At 46.4% G+C, this 2,560-nt stretch carries 1 protein-coding gene and 1 pseudogene; both read left to right on the top strand.

The features are described 5' to 3' along the window. A pseudogene (locus tag ACLGGO_RS35330) lies at positions 1 to 2,148 on the top strand (hypothetical protein); the annotation flags it as partial. Positions 2,149 to 2,268: 120 nt separating this feature from the next. After that, positions 2,269 to 2,560, top strand: a 292-nt coding sequence (locus ACLGGO_RS35325; RefSeq protein WP_446422816.1) for a two-partner secretion domain-containing protein, incomplete at its 3' end; no start/stop codon positions are given.

Genomic DNA, 2,560 nt, shown 5'->3' with positions numbered 1-2,560 from the left:
GATATTAGCCTGATTGGGGAGGGAGATATCATCACTTCAGATATCTTTTCTCTAGGGGCATTAGGAGGAACAATTAAGCTGGCGAGTCAAGGTGCGATCGCGTGGGATAATCATCTCATCCTTAGTGCTAGTCTGTTGCCCTTTTCCCCGATACCTGTTCAAGGGGGAAATATTACCATTGAAGCGGATACAGTTTCCTTAAATAATGCCGCACGAGTCATTGTCGGTACCTTAGGCGCGGCTCAATCTGGAGATTTAACGATAGCCGCATCGGATTCGATTCAACTCCGGGGAACCCAAGCCGATAGCCGATTACTGAACACATTAATTACAGTTATTCCACCCCTGGCAGACTTTGTGGCAACTTTACCGCCAGAGGTTCAGAATACGATTATCAATGCGCCCGGTTCACCCCTAAATAGCCCAGCCAATTCCTTATTAACCTTCACAATAGGAACAGGCGGAACGGGAGATGTCACGATAAAAACGGGACAATTGACGATTCAAGATGGTTCAGAAATATCAGCCTATAGTTTTGGTCAAGGACAAGGGGGAGATGTCAATATACAAGCCACTGATGCGGTGGAATTAATTGGCACGACACCCTTCAATATTCCGGGTGGCTTATATACTCAATCCTACAGCACAGGTAATGCTGGAAATATCCACGTTAATACCGGACGTTTAACCATCCGAGGCGGTTCAGGAATATCAACCACAACCCTTAGCCCAAGTCAAGGTGGAGAGTTAAGCGTAAATGCTGCCGAGTCTATAGAATTGAGTGGCACAACTCCGGATGAACAGTATCCTTCTTTTTTAGGCGCGGCAACTCGCAGTGCGGGTGATGCGGGAAACTTAACCCTAACTACGCGACGCTTAATTGTGCAAGATGGTGCAGGAATAGGTACTACGTCGTTTAGCCTAGGAGATGCCGGAAATTTAACCATTAATGCGACTGAATCTGTGGATGTCATGGGCGTATCGGCTATCAGGGGTATTCCTAGTGGCATATCGACGGATACGATAGAATTTGGTCGAGGAGGGCGCTTGAGTATTAATACTCAGCGCTTGAGGGTTGGGGATGGCGCTGTTCTATCTGCATCTACATTTGGGGTGGGTGAAGCCGGGAGTTTATCGGTTAACGCTTCTGAGTCTATCGAACTCAATGGTATCTCAGCCGGGGGGATTTCTAGTGGCTTATATTCCCAAGGTTTCGGTGCTGGTGATGGTAATAATATAGAGGTGGAAACACCACAACTGGTGGTGAAGAATGGGGCAAGAATCACGGTTTCAACGGGTACAACTCAGGAGGACTTAGCCCGGTTTAGTAGTGGCACTTATGGGTTTGGCGCGGGACTGAATATCACCTTTCCTGATGCCGCGACAGGTAATGCAGGCAGGATGAGAATTGAAGCGGATACTATTACCTTGGATAATCAGGGGGCGTTGATTGCCAAAACGGTTTCTGGTGAGGGGGGTAATATTAATCTTCAGGTAGAGGATTTAATCGAAATGCGCCGCAATAGTCTGATTTCGGCAGAAGCGTTTGGGGGTCAAGGGAATGGGGGCAATATTGATATAGATACGGAATTTGTCGTGGCGATTGAAGATGAAAATAGCGATATTGTGGCAGATGCCTTTGGCGGAAATGGGGGCAATATTAATATCACCGCTCAAAGTATTTTTGGGCTAGAATTTCGTCCAGAACGAACGCAAAAAAGTGATATTACTGCCAGTTCTCAATTTGGGTTAGAGGGGAATGTCATGCTGAATACGCCCGATAGTGACCCCAGTCGCGGATTAATCCAATTCCCAACGCAGCCTGTGGATGTGCGAGGATTAGTGAATCAAGTTTGTCAGGCTGATGTGGTGGAGAACCGCAGTCAGTTTGTGGTGACGGGGCGCGGGGGTTTACCGCCAAAACCGAATGAGTTATTGCGGGGGGAAGCGGTATTAGCCGATTGGATTCCCGTAGAATCAGAGGCTGATGAATCGGTTGAGGTGACGACAACAATACCAAGGTCAAATGTAGAAATTGTGGAAGCCAATGGGTGGGTAATTGATACTGAGGGAAATGTTACTTTAACCGCATCTATCGCCAATTCTACGCCTAAAGCGTTCTGGGTTAATCCCAGTTTCTGTGATTAAGTGTGGCAATGATCCTCAAAATTAACAAAAAGAAAAATAAGTTGCCTCTATCCTAGGGGGGTAGATTAATTCAAGTTAATGGCGGCATCATTAACTTTTTTGGGAAGGACTATCTACCAAATGACTAGAAACTGGACAGTGAAACTAGCCGGATTGTTAGCGATGGGAGGGACAATTACTGTTTTAGAGAATCCTGTCCTCGCTCAAATGACTCCTGATACTACCTTAGGTGCTGAAAATTCTATCGTGACACCAAATGTGGAGATAAAAGGCTTACCCGCCGATTTGATTGAAGGGGGAGCGATTCGCGACACGAATTTGTTCCACAGTTTTGAGGAATTTAATATCACAGAAGGCGGGCGCGTCTATTTTGCCAATCCCTTGGGGATTGAAACGATTTTCAGCCGAGTGA

Source organism: Coleofasciculus sp., assembly GCF_046565525.1.
GTDB lineage: Bacteria > Cyanobacteriota > Cyanobacteriia > Cyanobacteriales > Coleofasciculaceae > Coleofasciculus.
Note: the sequence above shows the minus strand (reverse complement) of the source record. Positions and strands in the feature narration are given on the sequence as shown.